Here is a 17,352-nt window from a genome sequence, read left to right as displayed (position 1 = left end):
TAATGCCATTTATTGTAAGTATGTTTATTGTAGGAAATACATATTCAAAAAAAGATATTTATACTTTACTAAACGTCCCTAAAGAGAATAGAGGTGGGGCTTGGAATACTGGTTATAGAAATTATAAAGAGGATATTTTTATTTTTTCAAATGTCGGCATTCCAGGTCGCACTGGCCATGATTACAACAATTATTGGGATGGCGACCTATTTGTATGGGAAGGTAAAAATAAATCGAAATTGAGTGATTTGTCAATTCAAAGAATGTTAAAACCTCAGGGAAATCAGAAAATTTACCTTTTTACTAGAACTAATAATAAAGATCCATTTACGTTTGAAGGCACAATTGCAGCTAAGGAATATCAAGACACAATCCCTGTGAAAATTACTTGGATGTTTGATGAAGATCCTTATGGATTATCTGATGTGCAAGAAGTGAAACTGAGAGAGTCTGAAACGTTTTTTGAAGGTGTAATTTCGATCGTGCAAGTTAATAAATATGAAAGAAATCCTTTGGCAAGAAGGATTTGCATTCATCATTTCGGTTGTTTTTGCAATATTTGTAAATTTGATTTTTATCGTAAATATGGCGAGTGGGGTAAAAACTATATACACGTGCATCACATTATTCCTATTTCGTCGTTAAAAAAAGAATATATAATTGACCCAGAAAACGACCTGATACCGATTTGCCCTAATTGCCACTCAATAATACATCGAAAAGCAGAAATGTTAACTGTTGACCAAATGAAACAAATAATACTTGAAAACGGTGATTAATCCAAATTTAATTTCTTATGAAACTTACGTTTTTTGAAATATATATTTACGGAGACCAACCCACAACCTGTCCAAAATGCGGATCTAGAACTGATATAATTTTCGATCTCGCTCCTTCTAACAATCAATCACAAGTTCATCAATGTCTAACTTGTAAAACTGAATTTGTGATGCAATCTGATACGGAATTTATAGTTGAATGAGTTATTATTTAATAATTACACACATAAAGTAATTCAATTCCCCTCCACCATAAAATGCCTTGTATAATTTTGGTAACCAGTCTCAATTTTTATCACATACATCCCATCTGCAATATTCCCCATATTAATTGAATTCGTTCCCGTTTGAACCACCGATTCATATATTATTTTCCCTTGTAGATCCATAATTTGGAGAATACTATTATCTGTAATTAATGTATTATCAATTTCAAAATTGATATTTCCGGATGTTGGGTTTGGATATACTGTTATTGGTGAACTAGTATTTTCGGTAATACCGGAAGCAATATCCCCCCAACGAAAAATAACACCTTGGCCATTTACACCGCCTTTATTAGTAACTCCAAAAATAGCACCATGATCATAAAATAAAGTTCCGAAGGGAAGAGTGCCCGTAGTTGTTTCTTCAAAATGCAATAATACTGTGAAGTCGCTACCGTCTTTACCGATTTGAAACAAGGTGCCTCCATTATAAGATCCGGCAAATTCTGTCATGCCATATAATTTATCATCAACAATAATTAATGATCCAAATGGATGAGCACCATCAGTCAATTCAAAGGTGTGTAACTTTAAAAAATCACTTCCATCGGGTTTAACGCGATAAATAATTCCGCGATTAGGTTCGCCGCCATTACTTGTCATTGCATATAAATAGGTACCGTCACTGATAAATGCACCATATGCCAATGCACCATTTGGATCATCTGTAAAATTGATAAATTCTGAATACCCGGTACCATCAGTTTTTATTTTGTAAGCAACACCAATATTATCAGTTCCTCCATGAACTGTCATTCCATATAAATAAGTGCCGTCTGAAATAACTCCTCCATAAGCCTGCCATCCTGTATCCTCAAATCCAAAATGGTGGAGTATTTCATAATCACTTCCATCAGGTTTTATTTTAAATAAAGTGCCGCCGAAATTTAATCCGGCTTGTGAACAGGTGCCATATATATAGGTGCCATCAAAATGCAGTGTACCATAAGGTACTCCGCCATCAGCATCACCTGCTAAAAAATCTCTTAATACCTGATAGTCGCTTCCATCAGGTTTTATTTTATATAAGGTGCCAAATTCATTTATTCCTCCTGATCGGGTATGTCCGTATAAATAAGTTCCATCATAAATAACGCCACCTTCAGGCGTGTTACCTCCCTCGGTTTCATTAAAATCGTATATCACAGTAAAATCACTTCCGTCCGGTTTTATTTTATAAATAGTGCCACGATTATTTGCTCCGCAACTATTCGCAGTTCCATATAACCATGTGCCATCACCAACCAATGCAACCATATAGGGATCACATCCTGTTTCAGCATCATTAAAATCCATCAATTTGGTAAATTGTGCATTTGCAAAAGAAATTGTGGAGATAAAAATTATTGTAATTGTATATTTCAATATTTGCATCTTATTTTTTTATATATTAATTAATTAGTGTTGCAAAAATCAACACAAATTAAAAATATTTACATACCACAATTGGGGGGAGGGACATAGGACATAGGACATATGACATAGGACTGACATAGGACAAGGTAAATAGGACATAGGATAGCGCTGCGCGCGTATTGGTTATCAGGTATCAGGAAAACAGTGGGATTTTGCAATTCGGAGGCAGTGAGGCTCTCTAACTGACGGCATATGACCTACTCGACGATAAATCTTTGAATTGCACCTATTATTTCATCGGTTGATCGTGAATCTCCGCGTTCAACATGACCATCAACCCATTCAAAATGATTCGGATTCTTTAGAACATTATCAAATTCCATTTGTAAATATTTTTTAATATCGATATCGGAGTTGCTTAATTCTTTCCAAACAACACTCCTGTTTTCTAACACGTAAATAATATCTTCAAAATCTTGACTTGTTCTTCCATCATTTTTTCCACGATCTTTAAATGCTTCAAGTTTAGTCGCTATAAAATATGGTGGAGTGAGGATTTTAACAGTAGCAGATTCATCTATAACATAATTAACAGCTTTTTTAAATCCCTCGGAATACCATATGCTGTTGAATCCCAGAGATACATCATTAGTCGGCATAATGTCTACGGTAATTCCATGTATTTTATATCGACATGCAATGCCGGATTCAATGTCATGAGTGAATCCGATAGTTCTAAGTTTTTCTTCCAGTGTAACTCTATTTGAATAATTTAATATTTCAATTAATACATCTACATCATCTGTTGGTCTGGTTTCAAAAACTTCTCTATCCGGATATAAGGAAATAGTTGCTCCACCAACAAAAACAACCTGTTGATTCAATTCAGCAAGCGCTCTTGCAACCGATTTAATCCTAACTTTATTTTCATTATCATTCATCCAAAATAACTTTCCTCAGTTCCTCCTTTGCAAATTTAATCTCTCTCACCTTGCCAACTCTCAACACATCCACCAAAGCTAATAATTTATAAAACTCAGCATCTTCATTTACTGCTTCTATTTGTTTGGGATAAAATGGTTCAATTGTTAAACCCAACACCTCACCTTTAGTGCTTGGCCACACATAATTCATTTCACTTTTAAAATGTTTTTTCATTAAAGGATGCGAATGTGCTGTAGGAATTCCACGGAGCAAGGATCCCGGATGTTGGGGGAAAACATATTTAACACCATGCTCCAAAAATTCCAATAAATTCAGACGGTTCAGTTTTTTAGCGGAATAATTAATTAATCCAGCAAACTGACTTCTGTTTAAAGATTCAAATACTTCGGAAGCACTTATTTTTAAGGAATGAGCAAGTTCTGTCATTTGCCAAATCTCATTACGCAACGCAACAATTTTTAGCAAAATAGCGATATCATGCGGCCGCATACCATTATGTTTTCTCATTATCTAACAAAGATATAACAAGTTTTCGCAATTCGCAATTCGCGAATTGCGAATCTGGTATCTCTATCCTTCGTTCGGAATTAACCCCATGATTCACACCTCACAAAACGAAATGCCCTCAAAGAACGAAATATTCCAAGCTCGAAGGATCAAACTCATTACTCATCACTCATTATTCATTATTTTTGCTTCAAATAAAAACCACCACGAATGTATCTCATACCACTCATCATTCTCGTAGTCCTCATCCTCATTGTGATCGGACTCTACAACTCCCTCATCAACCGCAAAAACCAGGTGGAAAACGCCTTCGGTTCCATTGATGCCATGTTGAAGAAAAGGTTTGACCTGATCCCGAATTTAGTAGAGACAGCTAAACAATATATGACCTACGAAAAGGAAATTTTAACCAAGATAGTAGAATTAAGAGGCGCAATTCAGGCGAGTCCGACAATGCCTGCTCAGGAACGTATAGGAATGGAAAATCAGATGACCGGATTACTATCCCAACTGCGCGTTGCCGTGGAAAATTATCCCGATCTGAAAGCAAACAACAGTTTCATCCAGCTTCAATCCACCTGGACCGAAATTGAGGAACAACTTTCCGCCGCCCGAAGAACGTATAATGCTGCTATTACTGCCTATAATAATTCTGTAGAAATGTTCCCGACCAACATTATGGCGCGCATGATGAATTATCAGCGCAAAGAAGTTTTAACCATTGAAGAGGCAGAAAGAAAGAACGTTTCTGCGAAAGAGCTTTTTAATTAATTGATAATTGACAACGATCGAAGCTTGAAACTTTTTTGTTCCAAATAAACTTTTTTCACCAAAAATCGTTATCAATTATTACATAAAATCCTTTAAAACTTTATTTCAAAATAAGTGCTAGTACTTTTACGTCTTATAAATTAAAAATAAAAAAACAACTATAAAAAATGATAATAGCGTATATTTTAGGCATTGTATTCCTGATCGCGGGATTTATAATCAGCTCTATTCTAAAACGAAAATTCAAAAAATATTCTGAAATCTCTGTTCGGGGCGGTTTAACCGGTAAGGATATCGCCGAACGGATGTTGCAGGAAAATGGCATTACCGATGTTCAGGTTATTTCGGTTGCTGGTCAGCTTACCGATCACTACAATCCGGTAAATAAAACGGTGAACCTGAGTGAGGATGTTTATAGTTCCAATAGTATTGCTGCCGCTGCTGTTGCTGCCCACGAGTGTGGCCACGCAGTGCAACATGCCAGAGCATATGTTTGGTTAACTATGAGAAGTAAAATGGTTCCGGCCATGATGATCTCCTCCAAATACGTAACCTGGGTATTAATTGCAGGTTATTATTGGTGAATTCAATAGGATCAACACTATTACTTGCTGGTATAATTTTATTCGCAATAACAACTTTGTTCAGTTTCATCACGCTTCCAGTGGAAGTAGATGCAAGCCGCAGAGCTATTGCCTGGTTAGAAGGTTCATCCCTGGCAGGTTCTATGGAAATGGGCAAAGCCAAAGATGCATTGAACTGGGCTGGTTACACCTATGTAGCTGCAGCACTTGGTTCATTGTCAACACTTATATATTATATAATGCTATATATGGCAAGAAGATAATTGATATTCGATTAAATAATAAAAGAGCGATTTGCGAAAGTGAATCGCTCTTTTTGTTGGGGGAGGAGGGGGAAGCAGTTGGCAGTGGCAGTTGGCAGGGATAGTTGGCAGTAGCAGTGGCAGTTGGCAGTTTGTAACATTGGAGAATTTTGCTTCGAAATGAACTTTCAATCCAACTAAAAACTTACTCCCCTATGGGGTAGGGGGCCAATATCGAATAAAGAACAAGGAATAAAGAACATTAAACAATACACGCCCGGATGATTTTACTCCGTTTGGAACGTCTGCCAACTCAGAACCCAGAACCCAGAACCCAGAACCCAGAACCCAGAACCCAGAACCCAGAACCCAGAACCCAGAACCCAGAACCCAGAATAATATCGAATAAAGAACAAAGAATAAAGAACAAAAAACGGATCGACGACCCGGACAAAGAAAATATAGTTCCAATCCAACCTCAATTCCATCCTACTTCATAGGTCCTATGTCCTAGGTCATTTTTATTAATGCCAAAATTTCACTGAAAATCAACAAGTTACGAGACACCCTCTCATTTTTTCTTCCAATTTCCTTGCAATCAAAAAAGTGTATATCTATCTTTGCGTCCCCGTTAGAAAACGGTATTACTAAACAAAATTATAAAAGTGGATACGTTAAGTTACAAAACAAGATCGGCCAACAAAGCGACAGTAACGCATGATTGGTGGCTGGTAGATGCTGAGGATCAGACCCTTGGCCGTATTAGCGCCAGAATTGCAGCGATATTAAGAGGTAAGAACAAACCTTATTTTACTCCGCATACCGATTGTGGCGACTATGTGATCATCATTAATTGCGAAAAGGTAAAACTTACCGGCAAAAAAATGCTGGATAAAGAGATCGATTGGTATTCCGGTCACCCTGGTGGCCGTACCGTTGTTAATCCTAAAATGGTTCTTGCTAAAACACCTGAAAAGTTGTTGGAACGCACCATAAAAGGAATGCTTCCGCATACTAAACTCGGCAGCGCAATGTATAAAAAACTGTTTGTTTATGCAGGTTCGGAACATCCGCATGCTGCTCAAAAACCAAAAACTTTAAAATTTTAATGCATGGAGACCATTAATGCAGTAGGTAGAAGAAAAAACGCTGTTGCCCGTGTTTTTTTGAAAAAAGGGAAAGGTGTTATCACCGTTAACGGTAAAGATTACAAAGAATATTTTGCAGCAAAACATTTATTGCACAACATAACTGATCCTTTTGACGCAGTGCAAATGGAAAACGAATTTGATGTAGTTGTAAATGCAACAGGCGGTGGCGTTAAAGGCCAGGCTGAAGCAGTGAAAATGGGAATTGCCAGAGCTCTCGTGAAATACAACGAAGAACTTAAACCGGCTCTCCGCTTAAAGGGATATCTTACCCGCGACAGCCGTATGGTGGAGCGTAAGAAATTCGGTCTTCACGGTGCACGTCGTGCTACACAATTCTCTAAACGTTAATCGAAAAAGCGAAATCAAATGGAAAAACTTAATTATAATCAGTTATTGGAAGCAGGTGTGCATTTTGGTCACTTACGCAAAAAATGGAATCCAAAAATGCTCCCTTATATTTTCATGGAAAAGAAAGGTATTCATATTATCGACCTTCATAAAACCATTGAAAAACTGGAAGAAGCAGCAGCAGCTCTTAAAAATATAGCACGCAGTGGGAAAAAGATCATGTTCGTTGCCACCAAAAAACAAGCTAAGGAAACAATGGAAGAACAAGCACGTCGCGTTGGGATGCCATTTGCTACAGAGCGTTGGTTAGGTGGAATGCTTACAAACTTTACTACTATTCGCAAAAGCATCAAAAAATTACAAACCATTGAAAAAATGCTTTCTGATGGTTCAGCAGAAAACCTGACCAAAAAAGAAAGACTCGTAATGAGCCGTGAACGCGATAAACTGGAAAGAGTAATTGGTGGTGTAGTTCAATTAAATCGTTTACCTGCAGCTTTATTGGTTGTGGATATCGGACACGAACACATTGCAATTGCAGAAGCTCATCGCCTTAATATCACAACCTTAGGTATGGTAGATACGAACTGCGATCCTAATAAAGTGGATTTCCCGGTTCCTGCAAATGATGATGCAGCAAAATCAATCGCTATCATCGTTAAATATCTTACCGATGCAATTGTGGAAGGTTTGGAAGAACGCGCTAAAAACAAAGAAGAATTGGAAGAATCCCGTACTGATAAATCAGACGAATTCATGGATAAGGAAGAGCGTTTGAAAATGGAAGAAGAAGCCGGCGGAGATAAAAAAAGAAGAGATTCTCGCGGTAGAGGCGGTGCAGGTGGAAGAGGTGGAACTGATACTAAAAGACCTCCGGCTCGTAAACCAATGCCACAGAGAAGGAAATAAGAATTTAATTTTCAATCAAATAATTAAACCCCTTCCATCATCGGAGGGGGTTTTTAAAATAAAAAAGGAGAAACAAAATGTCAGTAACAATTAGTGCAAGCGATGTAAACAAATTGCGCCAGGTAACAGGTGCAGGAATGATGGACTGTAAAAAAGCCCTGGAAGAAATGAACGGCGATTTTGAAGCAGCTATCGATTTTTTGAGAAAAAAAGGTCAGAAGGTTAGTGAAAAACGTGCCGACCGCGAAACAAATGAAGGAATTGTAATTGCAACTGTATCTGCAGACGGATCTTACGGAACAATTTTCGGATTGGGTTGTGAGACCGACTTCGTAGCAATTAACGCCGATTACGTAGAATTTGCAAAATCTATTTCTGCTTTGGCAATGGCGCAAAAACCAACTTCTAAAGATGCATTACTTGCATTGGAAATGGAAGGTAATACCGTTGCAGGAAAAATTGCAGATCAGGTTGGAAAAATTGGAGAAAAAATTGAAATTACAGATTACGCTTTAATAACTGGCGAAACTGTTGTGGGTTACAATCACTCCAATGGTAAAGTTGGTGTATTGGTTGCGTTGAACCAAACAGGGGAAAATATTGCATCTACGGGTAAAGATATTACCATGCAAATAGCTGCAATGGCGCCAATCGCAATTGATAAAGCAGATGTTCCACAAGATGTGCAAACCCGCGAATTGGAAATAGGTCGCGAACAAGCACGTGCAGAAGGAAAACCGGAAGCCATTTTAGAAAAAATTGCAACAGGAAAACTGGAAGCATATTTTAAAGATGCAACATTATTAAATCAAAAATTCGTAAAGGATAATGCAAAAACTATCCGCGAAGTATTGACAGGTGTTAATAAAGATCTTACCGTAACAGCCTTTAAGCGTGTTGCTTTAGGGGCTTAATTAATTCATTAGATTTATAACAATAAAACCCGGAGTGATCCGGGTTTTGCTGTTATAGGCAGTGTCCTCACCCGGTAAAATATTAAGCATTTGTATAATATAAACTTCATGGATTAAACTCAGCCTCAGAGTATACAAAATGGTGAGACACTGCCGATGTTACCATTAGTAATCACTCGCAATTGGAAATTAATTAGCATAATTCGAATTTGATGGTTATGAGTAATGAGTATGCCTCGACTTCGTAATAAGTTATTAGTTATTATCATACACTCCAGTGTTAGGTAGATCATATTCACTACTCCCCACTCACTCACCAAACGAGTTCGCTTCAATTTAGAATAATTATGGTTGATGGCTTGATCTTTGGATTACGATCCCTATATCCCTTTAACATTTTTTTCTATCTTTACTAAACGAACCTAATAAACTGTTTTGACCATGCACAAATTGCACACACAATTCTGCATCTGGCTTATGTTGTTCCCATGTATTGTTTTTGCCGGTGATCGCGACCTGCAAGTACCGTATACGAATGCAAAGCCATTATATTTTATAGAAAATAAAGGGCAGATTAAAGATGCCGATGGGATTTTTTCCTCCGATGTTTTATACGTTATTAAACAGAATGATCTTTCCATTTTTATTTATCGGAATGGAATTAGTTATGTTTTTCAACAGATATCAAATGCCTCCGGGGAAAAAAGAGACATAAATAACGATGAATTATTTCTGACAAAAAACTGCGATGAGTTTCAAAACATTACACATCGGGTAAATGTAAAATTACTGGGTACTAATTCGGCTTCCACAGTTATTGCTTCACAACAATCCGCTTACTTTGAAAATTATTATAATGATCCCGAAATTCCCGAGGGAATTACAAATGTTCGCGCATTTCAAAAGATCACTATTAAAAATATTTATCCCGGGATTAACTGGGTATTATATGATCACAATAATGTGCTGAAATATGATTTTGAAGTATCCCCCGGCGTGGATGCATCTTTAATACAAATGCAAATTCAAGATGCTTTTGGTTCTTCGGTTATTTCCAATACCAGTTTTCAAATATTAACAGCACTAGGCGAAATAAATGATAACAAATTATTTTGTTATGAAAAGGAATCTAATAATACTGTTGTTTCATCATTTAAATTGCAGGATAATATTCTGAGTTTTAATTTAGATAATTATAATAAAAACAACACTTTAATTATTGATCCGGAGTTAACTTGGTCTACCTATGTTGGTGGGGAAGGGGAGGACGCAGCAAATGCTGTTGCAATGGATGCAGATGAATTTATTTATACCACAGGTTATACGAGCAGCTCAACAGGTATGTCGGAATCAGGTTTCCAAATGTCGTACGGTGGTGGAGCCTTTGATGCATATCTTGCTAAATATGATAGTTTGGGAAATAAATTATGGTGTACTTATTACGGTGGAAACAAAGCAGATTACGGCACCAGTTTATGTTCAGATGAAACGGGACATATTTATATAATTGGAACAACAAACAGTAATATCTTTCCAACTTTTGAAGGATTTCAAAATACGCACGGTGGAAGTTATGATGCTTTTTTAGTAAAATTTGATACCAACGGAAATCGCATTTGGTCTACATATTATGGAGGAAATGGTTATGATGCAGCTAAAGGAGTTGTGGTGGATGGGGATAATAATATTTGTTTGGCGGGAACTACAACAAGCACAAATAATATTGCTTCAGGAGGACATCAGAATGTGAACGGCGGATTATATGATGCATTTGTCGTAAAATTTAATTCTGATGGAGATCGTATTTGGGGAACCTTTTTCGGAGGTGCAGAAGATGATGAAGGCAGAGCAATTTGTATTAATTCACTAAATGATATTTTTATTACGGGGCTTACAAAAAGTAATACAAATATTGCATTGGATGGATATGATAATGTGTATGGTGCAAATAACGATGTTTACATAGCTAAGTTTAATGCCGAAGGTGTGTTGGATTGGGGAACATATTATGGCGGAACACAGGATGATAACGGCAACGGAATTCAATGTGATGAATTTGATAATGTATATGTGGCAATACAATCCAATTCCTCATCAGGATTTGATTGTAACGTATATAATCTAACTATTAATGGTGAAAACGATGCTGTTTTTGCAAAATTTAGTAACAATGGAAATTTGATTTGGGCAACTTATTTCGGCGGAACAGAGGATGATTATGGCAAAGCATTGTATGTAAAAAATAATTTTGTATACGCTACCGGATATACAAGCAGTATTAATAATATTGCCGAAGGCGGAATTCAGGATTCGATAAATGGATTGGCAGATGCATTTATTGTAAAATTCACCTATGACGGTGAATTTAATTGGTCAACGTATTTTGGAAGTACAGGCGATGAATATGGAAGAGGAATTTTATCGAATAAAATTTCTACCATATACTTTGTAGGTAAAACGTTTAGTGCAACAAATATTGCTTATAAGGGCATGCAGGACACATACGGAGGTGGCCCTGCCGATGGGTTTATTTTAAAAATAAATGAGTGTGAATTTAAAACAACTTATTATACAGATGAAGATGGTGATGGATATGGAATAGGAACCGATTCAATTATTTCTTGTTTTCCATTACCTGGATTTGCAAATAATATTCTGGATTGTAATGATGAGGATTTTAACATAAATCCTTCCTCCATAGAAACTTGTAATGCAATTGACGAGGATTGTAACGGACTTATAGATGATAATGTAATATACACCATTTATTATGCGGATAATGATAACGATCTGTTTGGCAATGCTTCAGACTTCGGAACTTTATTTTGTATTTATCCGGGTAGTGGATATGTTTTAAATAATTCCGATTGTAATGATGCGAATGCTTTGGTATTTCCCGGTGCATTGGAAATTTGTAATGGGTTAGATGATGATTGTAATTTTATTAGTGATGATATCATTATTAATACAACAATTGCAGCATCAGGGCCACTTACTTTTTGTCAGGGAGGGAGTGTAATACTTTCCGTGCAGCCTGCTTTTAGTTATCAATGGAAAAAGAACGGAGTAAATATTGCCGGTGCAACTTCACCAAATTATACTGCAACTAAAACTGGTAATTATACAGTATTAGTAACTGTGGCCGGCGGATGTAATGCATTGTCGGCACCTACAATCGTTACCGTAAATACGAAACCTGCTCCTGCTATAACCGCATTGGGAAGTCTGGATATTTGTGCAACGGGATCTGTTAAATTAAAAACTGCATCAAAGATCGGTTCCGTTTACCAATGGTATTTTAATGGAAGTATAATTGTTGGTGCAACATCCAATGTATATATTGCCACAGCTGCGGGTTCCTATTATGTGAAGGAAACAAATGCTGCAGGATGTAATAAGAGTTCATTATCTGTAATTGTAACTGATTCCTGTAGAAAAGGAAGTGAATTAATAAATAATAACGAATTTAATATCTATCCAAATCCTGCAAGAGATCAGATTACAATTGATATGAAGTTTTCTTTTGTTTTAAATGAGGATATTTCCATTCAAATTATCAATCGACTTGGACAGGTTGTGTTTCAAACAACACAGGAATTAAATTCAGATTTATTAACTACTACAATAAAATTACCCGCAGAAATTGGTTCCGGAATTTATTCGGTACATGTTTTAACAAACGATAATTCATTTACTAAGTCGCTTGTAATCATAAAATAAATTGCAATATTGGAATTGATATTAGGCGTTATCGAATCACTATAGATTTATCGTTGCAGATGTTGTGGTTAAAAAACATTTAATCATACCATGCAGGGCTTTTCATCGGCACATTGGTACATTTTTTCGGGTGTTCATTCCTTCATTCTTTCATTTATTTCCTCCCCTTCCCTCAGACCTCACAGGTTTCCCAAACCTGTGAGGTCTGAGGGTTCTCATTCTTTAATTCTTTCATTCCTTCATTCTTTCATTTATTTTACCCAAACCTCATCACAAAACACCCACGTATCTCCACCCTTTCCCGGATGCCAGTTAGGAACTGGTCCGAAGTTGTAAGCAATAAATTTTACATATCGCGTTTTGGTGGAATTTAATTCTGCTTCTACATTTTTAATTTCTTTTGATTCGTAATTATCGGATGGAGTAGTATTGACAATTGTTTTACTTAGTGTATATTTTACACCATCTGTGGAGGTATATATTTCCAGTTTCGCCGGCATCCATATCCAGCTTCTCACATCCTGTAAAAATCCGGCACCGGCTTTTGTTATTTCTTTTATTTCACCAAGATCTAAAACCACTTCCATATTTTCTTTTTGCCATCCTTGCCACATGCCTGTTCTGAAATCTGCTCCTCCGGATAATCCGTCAATTAGTGCATTATCACCACCAGCACTGTACTGGGAATTATATTTTGTCAGATATTTAATAAAATATTGATAGGGTAATTTTGTGTAATTTGCCGTGGATACACCAGTACAGAAAATATTTTCCACTTTTTCATATGGCGCACAATACATTGCCTTGATGGTTCTTGTATCTGTAATATAAAAAAATGTATCTTTTTTTATATACCTGCTTTCGGTTGTGGGACGTGTCCCGTCAGTAGTATAAAAAATATATCCCGTTTGTTGTGGTGAACTGATGTGAACCCGAAGAGAGTCAGAAAAAGAGATGTTGGAAGCGGAGATCAGAGGAGCTGTTATCGGAATTTTATATTTATTGTAATCGGTATTTGCAGGAGAATAACTTTTTTTATTATCCGCAGTTTTATAAAAGGTGAGTTTACCTCCGGGAGATATTAAATGGAAATCAATATGCAGGGAAGTTATTGGAGTATTAGTGAAAACTACGGAATCCAGATAAATATTTTCCTCGGCATTATTTATGGTTTCAACCGTGAACTTATTTCCGTTTTCCAGATTGATATCCACTTGATCAAAAACAGGCAGGCCAAAATCAAATGTGGATCTCCCTGGAGAAACAGGATATAATCCCATTGCACTTAATACATACCATGCACTCATTTGACCGCAATCTTCATTGCCGATCAAACCGTCGGGACTATTTTTATAAAAATTATGAATTATTTTATCTAAATAATATTGCGTTTTCCAAGGAGCGGTGTAAGTATAATTATATAGATAAGCAATATTATGGCTGGGTTCATTTCCATGCGCATACTGTCCGATCAGACCAGTTATGTCAGACTGATCTCTTCCTGTTGTTTTAGTAGATGCGTTAAATAAACTATCGAGAAATTTTTCATTTGAAGGAAAATCAGATTGAGGTGCAAAAGTGGAATATTGCCATGCATTTGCTTCCGTATAATTAAAATTCACCTCAGAAGGGTCAAAAGGTTTATACCAACCGCCATTAAACCGAGGCCGGGCATAGTTGCCATCCATAATATTTTTATAATTTAGAGACCGGTCATTATAATACATCAATTCTGTCTGATTTTTTACACTTCTGTTTTCCAGATAATTTATAAAACTCACTTGTTCGATACACCAGTCATCGTAACTGTATTCTAGCGTTTTCGAAACAGATTCCGGTTCCTCATTACTTTCTATAAATCCCTTTTCTTTATAAAATTTTAATCCGAAATGATCGAGGTTGGCACTGTGTTTCATGGCTTCGTAGGCGAGGTTCATGTCGTAACCCCGAATTCCCTTTGCTGCTGCGTCTGCAATTACACTCACCGAATGATATCCAATCATACAATCGGTTTCGTTGCTACTTAATTCCCAAACAGGTAACCTTCCACCTTGTTCGTATTGTTTTAAAAAAGTATTGATAAAATCATTTGTTCTTTTTTGATCAATAATGGTGAGCAAGGGATGTAATGCGCGATAAGTATCCCATAAAGAAAATACAGTATAATAATTAAAATCATCAGCTGTATGAATTTTATTATCTCTTCCGCGGTATTTTCCATCCACATCTTCATAAATATTTGGTGCAAGCATGCAGTGATAAAGTGCGGTATAAAAAATCACCAATTTATTATCTGCATCGGTTAAAGATTTTTTTTCATCTGCAATACTTGTAATTTCTATTTTTGATAATTCTTTATTCCAAATTGCATCAGCATCTTTTTTTACTTTTTCAAAATCCCAATCTGGAATTTCTGCCTGCATATTTTTCCATGCACCCATACAACTTACAGGAGAAAGTGCACATTTAACAATTATAGTTTTTCCACCATCCCCCAAAAACTGAAAAAAACTATTTAAATGTGTACCGCTGATAATTTTGGATTCGAATCGTTGCGATCTAACCATGGCCGTATTTGCACTGTCAATTATCTCGGCATAATTAAATGGTTCTGAAAATTCGATGGCAAAATACAACCACTGGTCTTTTGCCCAGCTGGAAGAGCGACGCAAACCCTGAATTTTTGTTGGGGAAATTATTTCAATATAGGAACCTTCCAATAATTTATCCCTGTGTCGAAGATCTAAAATGATATTAACTTTTCCGGTATCGGGAAATGCATATTTATGCATTCCAACACGTGCCGTAGCAGTTAATTCCACCGGAATATCATCATCCTCTAATAATACAGAATAATAGCCCGGAGAAGCCTTTTCGGTTTTGTGCGAAAAGGCGGATGCATATCCTTGTTTCGGATCGTTATTTACAATATTATTTAATTGAACTTCACCAACAGTAGGCATCAATAAAATATCACAATAATCTGCAATGCCTGTCCCGCTTAAATGTGTATGCGAAAATCCGTAAATAATGGAATCGCTGTAATGATAACCTCCACATCCATCCCAATCGTTATATCCGTCAGGTCGGGTATCAGGACTAAGCTGCACAAATCCGAAGGGAACAGTTGCTCCAGGATAAGTATGGCCATGTCCACCCGTACCAATAAACGGGTTAACAAATTTGGTAAGATTTTGGCTACTCATATTGAGACTTAATAAGAGAAATACACAAACGATACTTTTCATGTCATGAAGGTAAAGGATTATGTAGAATCCTTCCTATATCTGTTGGGGAATTCCCCAAAGTGTAGACTTTTGCCCCAAACTACAGGAATTAAAATTTTTACCAGTGAGGTTCTCCATTTACAAATTATTAACAAATCAAGCGTCTATACATAGAATTTTTTATAATACTTATTCTAAATAGGGCAATCTGAAATTTTACAAACTCACAATTGACTCACATTAAGTGTTTTGGAGGTTTTGTCGCATACAAATTGCGCAAAATATTTCAGGAACCACGAAGCACAGCTATTATTTAATTTTTTTAAAGCTTACTATGACAAGAATTTTTTCTCCTCTGCTTCTCCTTATTTTTATGTGTTCGCTTGTAAATGCACAAAAAGATTGTTCTCATGATAATACAGGATTGATTCCAATACCTGATTTAGGTTTAGGAACCTACCGCGGATTCACCGGTGGATTATATCCGGATGGTTCCAATGTAAGACCAACAGAGTACCTTGCAGCCTGCATCGAACATGTTCAGAATATTCAGCCATTAGACATTGCCGGAAATGCCGATGAGGATGGAAGAATAGTTATGTTGGGAATTGGTGCATCAAATCCTGGTGCTGAGTTTAATAAATTTATAGAAATATCGAATTATTTTGAACCGCGGAATGATAAATTATCTCTTATTAATGGATGTGTTCCTTCCATAGGAATTCAGGATATGAATTATACAGCTTCTGAATATTGGGGTAACGTAATGAATCTTTTAGAGGAAAATGACTTATCTGCCGATCAAGTACAAATTGTTTGGATAGAAGAAGAAAATACAGCAGTTGGTGATACTGCATTTCCGAGTGCTGCTCAAGCATTGGTTACAGATTTTCATTTTTTGTTGCAGGCAATTAAAATAATGTTTCCAAATACCCAAATTTGTTATGTAACAGCTCGTGCCTATTCAGGATTTGCTGATCCTGGTACAGAAGATCTTACAAATGGATTAAAGTTTCCTCGCGATTATTATAATGGATGGGGTTTAAAATGGTTTATCGAAAATGTGATCAATCATGAACTTGGATATACTTATGAAGGTCCTTCTGCAGAAATACCATTGGTTACGTGGGGCACATATCACTGGACTGATGGTTCTGTTGAACGTATGGACGGATTACTATTGGATTGTGAAGAGGACGTTGCCCCGGATGGTTTACACTTAAGTGGAAGTGGTGAAATAAAAATGGGTCAGCTCATGCTAAATTATTTTATTGCTGATACAACTGCCAAATATTGGTTTTTTGATGAAGAATATACAGGCATTTACAATAATGATAAAGAAAATTCAACGCTCAATATTTTTCCAAATCCGGTTTTAGAAAATCAAATTCATATTCAAGCGGATGATTTTAATTCCAATGAAAAGATTGGTATTAATATATTTTCTATTGATGGAAAACAAATTCTTTCCTTACAGGAAAATTATTCTGATAACATGACTGTCTTATTACCTGAATTAAATTCCGGTTTGTATATGATCACAATATACTCTGAAAATGCAGCATCTAAAGCTACCTTTATTATTAATGAATAAATAATTGATTAATGAAATACCCCGCTTATAATGTAAAGC

General features: G+C 36.3%; 12 protein-coding genes and 1 pseudogene. 9 read left to right on the top strand and 4 right to left on the bottom strand.

The window, feature by feature from the left end; translation table 11 throughout:
• The first annotated feature begins 2 nt into the window (after positions 1 to 2).
• Positions 3 to 779 (top strand): DUF3427 domain-containing protein, encoded by a 777-nt coding sequence (locus tag IPI31_01445; GenBank protein ID MBK7566467.1) that lies wholly within the window; start codon positions 3 to 5, stop codon positions 777 to 779.
• Between the two features lie 236 nt (positions 780 to 1,015).
• Here the strand turns inward: IPI31_01445 and IPI31_01440 are convergent, their stop codons facing one another.
• The 3 genes from IPI31_01440 to IPI31_01430 all read right to left on the bottom strand — a co-directional run bounded on the left by IPI31_01440 (position 1,016) and on the right by IPI31_01430 (position 3,835).
• Positions 1,016 to 2,419, bottom strand: coding sequence for a T9SS type A sorting domain-containing protein (locus IPI31_01440; protein MBK7566466.1), 1,404 nt, complete (start codon positions 2,417 to 2,419; stop codon positions 1,016 to 1,018).
• 239 nt (positions 2,420 to 2,658) lie between these two features.
• Complete coding sequence (locus tag IPI31_01435) at positions 2,659 to 3,342, bottom strand: nucleotidyl transferase AbiEii/AbiGii toxin family protein (GenBank protein ID MBK7566465.1); 684 nt, start codon at positions 3,340 to 3,342, stop codon at positions 2,659 to 2,661.
• A complete protein-coding gene (locus IPI31_01430; GenBank protein MBK7566464.1) occupies positions 3,335 to 3,835 on the bottom strand; it encodes a hypothetical protein in 501 nt (166 codons plus the stop codon). The genes IPI31_01435 and IPI31_01430 overlap by 8 nt, the downstream gene beginning before the upstream one ends.
• A 228-nt stretch (positions 3,836 to 4,063) precedes the next feature.
• Here IPI31_01430 and IPI31_01425 point away from each other — a divergent pair, with 228 nt between their 5' ends.
• From IPI31_01425 to IPI31_01395, 7 genes and pseudogenes are all read left to right on the top strand, one after another.
• Complete coding sequence (locus tag IPI31_01425) at positions 4,064 to 4,624, top strand: LemA family protein (GenBank protein ID MBK7566463.1); 561 nt, start codon at positions 4,064 to 4,066, stop codon at positions 4,622 to 4,624.
• 167 nt (positions 4,625 to 4,791) lie between these two features.
• Positions 4,792 to 5,471 (top strand): annotated as a pseudogene (locus tag IPI31_01420) (zinc metallopeptidase).
• A 644-nt stretch (positions 5,472 to 6,115) separates the two neighbouring features.
• Entirely contained in the window at positions 6,116 to 6,559 is a 444-nt protein-coding gene (gene rplM, locus IPI31_01415; GenBank protein MBK7566462.1) for a 50S ribosomal protein L13, read from the top strand.
• A gap of 3 nt (positions 6,560 to 6,562) precedes the next feature.
• The gene (gene rpsI / locus IPI31_01410) at positions 6,563 to 6,949 is read left to right on the top strand and encodes a 30S ribosomal protein S9 (GenBank protein MBK7566461.1); all 387 of its coding nucleotides are present in this window, start codon (positions 6,563 to 6,565) and stop codon (positions 6,947 to 6,949) included.
• Positions 6,950 to 6,967: 18 nt separating this feature from the next.
• Positions 6,968 to 7,858, top strand: coding sequence for a 30S ribosomal protein S2 (gene rpsB, locus IPI31_01405; GenBank protein ID MBK7566460.1), 891 nt, complete (start codon positions 6,968 to 6,970; stop codon positions 7,856 to 7,858).
• 77 nt (positions 7,859 to 7,935) lie between these two features.
• The gene (locus IPI31_01400; GenBank protein ID MBK7566459.1) at positions 7,936 to 8,772 is read left to right on the top strand and encodes an elongation factor Ts; all 837 of its coding nucleotides are present in this window, start codon (positions 7,936 to 7,938) and stop codon (positions 8,770 to 8,772) included.
• A gap of 441 nt (positions 8,773 to 9,213) precedes the next feature.
• Entirely contained in the window at positions 9,214 to 12,492 is a 3,279-nt protein-coding gene (locus tag IPI31_01395; protein MBK7566458.1) for an SBBP repeat-containing protein, read from the top strand.
• A 251-nt stretch (positions 12,493 to 12,743) separates the two neighbouring features.
• Here IPI31_01395 and IPI31_01390 read toward each other — a convergent pair whose 3' ends face one another.
• On the bottom strand, positions 12,744 to 15,740 hold the full coding sequence (locus IPI31_01390; GenBank protein ID MBK7566457.1) for a GH92 family glycosyl hydrolase: 2,997 nt from the start codon (positions 15,738 to 15,740) through the stop codon (positions 12,744 to 12,746).
• A gap of 313 nt (positions 15,741 to 16,053) precedes the next feature.
• On the opposite strand from IPI31_01390, the gene IPI31_01385 reads away from it, so the two are divergent.
• Complete coding sequence (locus IPI31_01385; protein MBK7566456.1) at positions 16,054 to 17,313, top strand: T9SS type A sorting domain-containing protein; 1,260 nt, start codon at positions 16,054 to 16,056, stop codon at positions 17,311 to 17,313.
• Positions 17,314 to 17,352: the final 39 nt, after the last annotated feature.

It is taken from the genome of Bacteroidota bacterium, from assembly GCA_016706865.1.
Classification (GTDB): Bacteria; Bacteroidota; Bacteroidia; order Chitinophagales; family BACL12; genus UBA7236.
This window is presented reverse-complemented; position numbering and strand designations above follow the sequence as displayed.

Excerpts from the sequence above, each read along its gene's own strand:
- IPI31_01445 (MBK7566467.1), top strand. The coding sequence starts at position 3 with ATGCCATTTATTGTAAGTATGTTTATTGTAGGAAATACATATTCAAAA.
- IPI31_01440 (MBK7566466.1), bottom strand. The coding sequence starts at position 2,419 with ATGCAAATATTGAAATATACAATTACAATAATTTTTATCTCCACAATT.
- IPI31_01435 (MBK7566465.1), bottom strand. The coding sequence starts at position 3,342 with ATGAATGATAATGAAAATAAAGTTAGGATTAAATCGGTTGCAAGAGCG.
- IPI31_01430 (MBK7566464.1), bottom strand. The coding sequence starts at position 3,835 with ATGCGGCCGCATGATATCGCTATTTTGCTAAAAATTGTTGCGTTGCGT.
- IPI31_01425 (MBK7566463.1), top strand. The coding sequence starts at position 4,064 with ATGTATCTCATACCACTCATCATTCTCGTAGTCCTCATCCTCATTGTG.
- rpsI (MBK7566461.1), top strand. The coding sequence starts at position 6,563 with ATGGAGACCATTAATGCAGTAGGTAGAAGAAAAAACGCTGTTGCCCGT.
- rpsB (MBK7566460.1), top strand. The coding sequence starts at position 6,968 with ATGGAAAAACTTAATTATAATCAGTTATTGGAAGCAGGTGTGCATTTT.
- IPI31_01400 (MBK7566459.1), top strand. The coding sequence starts at position 7,936 with ATGTCAGTAACAATTAGTGCAAGCGATGTAAACAAATTGCGCCAGGTA.
- IPI31_01395 (MBK7566458.1), top strand. The coding sequence starts at position 9,214 with ATGCACAAATTGCACACACAATTCTGCATCTGGCTTATGTTGTTCCCA.
- IPI31_01390 (MBK7566457.1), bottom strand. The coding sequence starts at position 15,740 with ATGAAAAGTATCGTTTGTGTATTTCTCTTATTAAGTCTCAATATGAGT.
- IPI31_01385 (MBK7566456.1), top strand. The coding sequence starts at position 16,054 with ATGACAAGAATTTTTTCTCCTCTGCTTCTCCTTATTTTTATGTGTTCG.